The 5641-nt window shown below is 71.5% G+C and carries 3 protein-coding genes; 2 read left to right on the forward strand and 1 reads right to left on the reverse strand.

Annotated features, from left to right (window positions below; all coding sequences use genetic code 11):
* A partial coding sequence (locus PLL68_RS11995) for a TadA family conjugal transfer-associated ATPase (protein ID WP_324534375.1) occupies positions 1–883 on the reverse strand: 883 nt, incomplete at its 3' end.
* A gap of 404 nt (positions 884–1287) precedes the next feature.
* Between PLL68_RS11995 and PLL68_RS12000 the strand changes: the two genes are divergently transcribed.
* A complete protein-coding gene (locus tag PLL68_RS12000) occupies positions 1288–1719 on the forward strand; it encodes a hypothetical protein (protein ID WP_324534377.1) in 432 nt (143 codons plus the stop codon).
* Positions 1720–1949: 230 nt separating this feature from the next.
* The coding region (locus PLL68_RS12005; protein WP_324534379.1) for an FtsK/SpoIIIE domain-containing protein at positions 1950–5641 on the forward strand (3692 nt) is incomplete at its 3' end.

Here is a 5641-nt window from a genome sequence, read left to right on the forward strand (position 1 = left end):
GAAGCCCGGAGTTGAGCGCAATGAGCAGGTCCAGGCTCTCGGCCTGGCGCACCTCACCGACGACGATCCGCGAGGGACGCATGCGCAGTGCCTCCTTGACCAGGCGGCGAAGTGGGATCTCACCCGTGCCCTCGAGTGACGGCTGGCGACACTGCATCGACGCGACATCGCGGTGCGGGATCCGCAGCTCGAAGACCTCTTCACAGGTGACGATCCGCTCACGAGGCGGCACTGCTGCACCCAGACAGTTGAGGAAGGTCGTCTTGCCAGCCTGGGTTCCACCAGCCACCAAGATGTTGAGACCGGAAACGACGGCGGCCTCGAGGAAGTGTGCCGCCTGGCGTGTCACGGTGCCGAGCCGCACGAGGTCGTCCATCGAATCGGCCTTGACCACGAACTTGCGGACGTTGACGAACCAGTGGTCACGGGTGATGTCGGGGATGACGACGTGAAGCCGACTGCCGTCTGGGAGAACGGCATCCACGAAGGGCGTCGAGAGGTCAACACGCCGGCCCGACGACTTGAGCATGCGTTCGACGAGGTCGCGGACCTGGTCTTGCGTCAACAGGGTCGTCGTCAGTTCAGCCACCCCGTTGCGTGCCACGAACACCTTCGACGGCTCGTTGACCCAGATCTCCTCCACGCTCGGGTCGTCGAAGTACTGCTGGAGCGGGCCGTAGCCGGCGACGCTGTCCCACACCGACCGTGAGGCGGCCTCCAGGTCGGCGAGCACCGGCATCCCGCCCGAGAGCGAACGCTCGTCGTAGTCCGACACTGCTTCGCCGACGAGCCGGCGCACGGCCATCTCGTCGCGTGAGGGATCCAACCCCGACCGACGGATGAGCTCGCGCACCTCGTTCTCGAGTGTGCGCACAGCATCCATGACCAAGCCCTCCCTCCCCCGCGACCGCCCCTCGACGACCATCAGACTCACATCGAACCTGAGACCAGCCCGCTCCGCATCCCGAGAAGGTCAACCTGTGGATAACCCCCGGATGACCTCGAAGAGCCCGAAGAAGTCTCGGCACGAACCCCGCGCGCTTGCGAGGTCTCTCGTCGCCCGGGGCGGGCTGTGAAGGGTTGCCGTCTCGAGATTCTCTTCATCAACGTCGGTGGGCACCGAGTCGGGGCGGCGGTGTGCCGGTCCAGTTGTGACGTGCCGGACAAGTCCCTGCCCGGTACCCAGCGCGGCGAGACCATGAATCGTGGCCGCGCTGGCGGTCGCACGGGACGCAGCACCTCCCGGGGGCAGGCGGACGGGGACGCCGCCGGGTGGAGGAGTGCACCATGAAGACGACACGCATGGCAGTGGTGTCAGCGGCGGCCGTTCTGTTCGGGATGTTGGGAGCTGGGGTGGCCTCGGCGGAGCCGCCGGGCCCACGACTGCCGGACGCCGACCTGTTCTGCGGCGGGGACCCCCTCGGAACCAGTGAGTGGGTCTCGGTACCGGGGTCGGACTCACTGTGGATCAGGACCGGTCCGCTGGCAGGTCACTACGTGATCCTGGCTGACAGCCACTACCTGATGGAGGGCCTGCAGACCGCACCGCCGCCCAGCTACGACGGGCTGGATCAGGTGGGCAACCTCGTTCGCGGGAAGAAGACCGGCATGGCCGGGGATGCCATCACCTGCCAGTTCGTCTCGCGCTGGGACCAGCCTGGAGACGCAGGCGACTACTCGATCGTCGGGCCGATCACCATGGTTCTCGTGAGCCGGTAGTACCGACCGACGAGATGGTCTCAGCGAGTTGGGTCGGTGCGCCCGCGCCGAGCGCCCGCGCGTCCTGCCGGTCATGGACGTTCATGACGGTGACCACCTAGAGCTCGTCTCCTGCGAACCTGTGGACAACCTCAGGAACGGCCCCCCGGGCACCTACGGTGGGTCATGGACGGGCCGTGGGGGGCCCTGTCACCGGGGACCACCTGAGGGGACGCCATGGGGATGACGACGTGCGCCTGACGCTCACCGTGCACGTGCCGCGGCGCAGGCCGCTGCCCGTCGCCGTCTGCGTCGAGTGGGTGGGTGAGCACACCGTGGGCGACCTCTGCCGGGCACTGGCAGAGCACCTCGGAGAGTCCGTTGACGGCCTGTCCAGCCGAGGGCAGCTTCTCGACGCGAGCGCAGTCGTGGGGTTGCCACCCCTGGTTCACGGGGCCTCGGTGGTGGTGGCCGGGGCCCCACCACCCGGTGCTGGGCCCGGTCGGGCCGGCATCGGCACCGCCGGCAGTCAACCTCGAACCGTGACGCCCCACGGCCTCCTCGACCTCGTCGTCACGGGCGGGCCGGATGCCGGTCGTGCCCACCCCCTCGTGCCGCCCGGCGTGAGCATCGGCCGAGCACCCGTCGCCGGGCTGGCGCTGGACGACCATGCGCTGAGTCGAACCCACGCGGTGCTCGACGTCGGCCCGTGCGGAGTCAGCGTGCGCGATGCCGGTTCGACCAACGGGGTGTTCGTCGACGGCACCCTCGTCACCGAGACCACTGCGGTGGATGCCGCGTCGACGATCGTCGTCGGATCCTCGACCCTGCGGCTGCGTCGGGCATCAGGGCGCGGCCTGCCCACCCGGTCCCCGGGTGACGGGACCCTGATCGTGCAACCCTCGACGTGGCCCGCCCCCGACCCGGGACCTGTCGAGATCGTCTGCCCGCCGACTCCCGGTGAGAGGCACCGTGTCCGCATCCCGTGGATCGCGGCCCTGGTCCCCGTCCCGATCGGGGTGGGACTGGCGTTCCTCCTCGGCCCCTACCTGCTGATCTTCGCCCTGATGGGCCCGCTCGTCCTGCTGACCAGCGCGCTCGGGGACCGATGGGGGGCGGGGCGGGCCCATCGACGTGCCGTGGCAGCACATGCCGTGGCCGTCCACGCGGCGCGAGACCGCCTTCGCGCAGCGTTGGTCGACGAGACGGCCCGGCTGCACCGGGGCCACCCCGACCCCCACCAAGTGCTCAGGGTCGCGGAGGGAGCACTCCCGGGCCTCTGGTCAGCCGGGCCCTCGGACGGCGCGCTGCCGATTCGACTCGGCACGGGCTCGGTCGCCACCCGAGTGGTCTGGACAGACGGCCCGGACCGGGTCAACCCTGCCGCCGACAACGCTCCGGTCGTGCTCGACCTCGCAGCCTGCCGAGCCGTGGCGGTCGTGGGCCCCCCACTGGTCACTGACGGTCACCTGCGCATGCTCCTCGGCCAGGTGTGCACGACGAGCCCTCCGCAGCGGCTGTCTATCGCCGTGGTGGCGTCGGACACCTCGTGGGCCTGGGTCGGCCTGCTCCCCCACGCGCACGACGTGGCGGACCTCGTGGCACCCCCGGGCCCGGCGTCGGCGTCGACCCACCACCGAGTGCTCGTCATCCCCGAACCGGCAAAGGTCGTCGGTGGGGTGCACGCCCTCATCACCCGCGCCCTGGATGCCGACGTGCTCGTGGTCGTCGCGTGCACCGACCGTGCCGAGGTGCCCGAGGGGGTGAGCACGGTGGTGGAGCCGGTCGGCAACGGGCGCCACGTGCTGCACCACGGCGCGAGACCTGAGGGCGTCGACGTCGTCATCGACGCCGTGGGCCCGTGGTGGGCTGATCGGGTCGCGCGGGCCCTGGCCCCGCTGCGATCTGCCGAGGGCGGGGTCGGCTCCCTCCCCCGATCCATCTCCCTGTCGCAGGCCGTCGCCGCCGACCTCAGCCCGCCAGCATTGGCCGCCCGGTGGCGGGCACGGGCTCGATCCGGCACGCCGACGGCCGTAGTCGGCGTCACGGCCGACGGGCTGTTCTCGATCGACCTGGTGCACGACGGCCCGCACGTGCTGATCGGCGGCACGACCGGATCGGGCAAGTCCGAGTTCCTGCGCACCCTGGTCACCTCGCTCGCCCTGGCCTGCCCACCCGAGGACCTGACGTTCGTCCTCGTCGACTTCAAGGGCGGCGCCGCCTTCGGCCCGTGCGCCTCACTCCCCCACGTCGTCGGGCTGGTCACCGACCTCGACGAACACCTCGTGTCCCGCGCCCTTCGGTCCCTCGGGGCCGAGCTGCGGCGGCGAGAACGGATCTTCGCAACCGTGGGGGCGAGTGACCTCGAGGGGTACCACCGCGCCCAGGGCCCCGGCACGGAGAGCGTGCCCCGCCTCGTCATCGTCATCGACGAGCTCAAGGCACTGGTCGACGAGGTGCCCGACTTCGTCAGCGGACTCGTGCGCCTGGCCGCCCTCGGCCGCTCGCTGGGCGTCCACCTCGTGCTCGCCACCCAGCGGCCGTCGGGTGCGGTCACCGCCGAGATCCAGGCCAACGTCAACCTCCGCATCGCCTTCCGGGTCCGAGACCGCACCGACTCCGTCGACATCCTCGAGGACCCGGCCGCGGCCGGCATCCGCTCGAGCACCCCGGGACGCGCCCTCAGCCGCGGCGGCGACGGCATCCTCGTGATGTTCCAGGCCGCGACCCTCGGTGACGGAGACAGCGCTGCCGAGCCGTTCCTCAGGGTGAGCGCGCCTGACGTGCAGGAGGACGCACGGATGCCGACCCCGTCGGTGCACGCCGTCACCCCCCTGGTCGATGCGGCGCGGCGGGCCCATGCCCTGCGCGGCGGTGCCGCGCCCCGCACACCGTGGCTCCCGCCCCTGCCCGACCTCGTGCACCCCGTCAGCGAGCCATCGATACCGGCGCACGACCCGGCCCCGAGGGCCACCATCGGGTTGGTCGATGAACCCGAGCATCAGCAGGTCTCGCCGCTCGTGTGGACGCCCGGTGACGGCTCGTGGCTGCTGTCCGGCCGGCCCGGCAGCGGTCGCACCACTGCGCTGCGGACGTTGGTGCTCTCCCTCGCGCGCCGTCTGCCGTCCGACCGCCTGCACATCCACGTCATCGACCCGAGCGCCGCGCTCGCAGACCTCGAGGCCCTCCCTCACGTGGGAACACGCCTCACACCGACGCGTCGGCGCAGCCTCGCCGCCCTGATCGTCCACCTCCGACACGAGGTGGAGGTACGACGATCGACCCCCGATCAGGCGACGGACGCACCCCTCGTCGTCCTGGTGATCGACGGGTGGGAGCAGTTCACCGAAGCGCAGGGGGCCCTCGACCCCGAGGGTGTCGTGGATGCCGTGCTCGCGATCCTGCGCGACGGCTCGTCTGTCGGGGTGGTTGGCGTGGTCGCCGGCGGGCGCGGCCTGCTCCAGCCCCGATGGTCGGCGATCGGCGGGACCACCCTGCTCCTCGGGGCAGTCGATCCGCTGGATGCCGCCCTGGTCGGTCTACGACTGGCGGACGTCCCCCGCGACCCACCCCGAGGGCGGGCCGTTCGGTTGGCAGACCGCCGCGAGGTGCAGATCACCCTCTCGATGGCGCAGGACTCCTGCGAGGTCGCCGCGCACGCCAGTCGGGGCGGCACCGGCCGGAGCACCGACGCCGGCCAGCCGTGGGCGTGGCGCGACCTGCCGGCCATCGCCCATCGACCAGCGGTGGACCCGCGCGGCGCCGATGGACACCACCACGACGCGACCCCCGGCCCGACACCCCTCGGCCTCGGCCTCGGCCTGCGCGCGCCCAGCCACGAGGTATGGCGGTGGGACCCCTCGGACATCGGGCGTCGTCTCCTCGTCGCGGGACCGCCCAACTCCGGCCGAACCACGACCCTGGCCACGCTCGCGCTGTCGGC

The sequence above is a fragment of the Ornithinibacter sp. genome (assembly GCF_035443565.1).
GTDB lineage: Bacteria > Actinomycetota > Actinomycetes > Actinomycetales > Dermatophilaceae > Fodinibacter.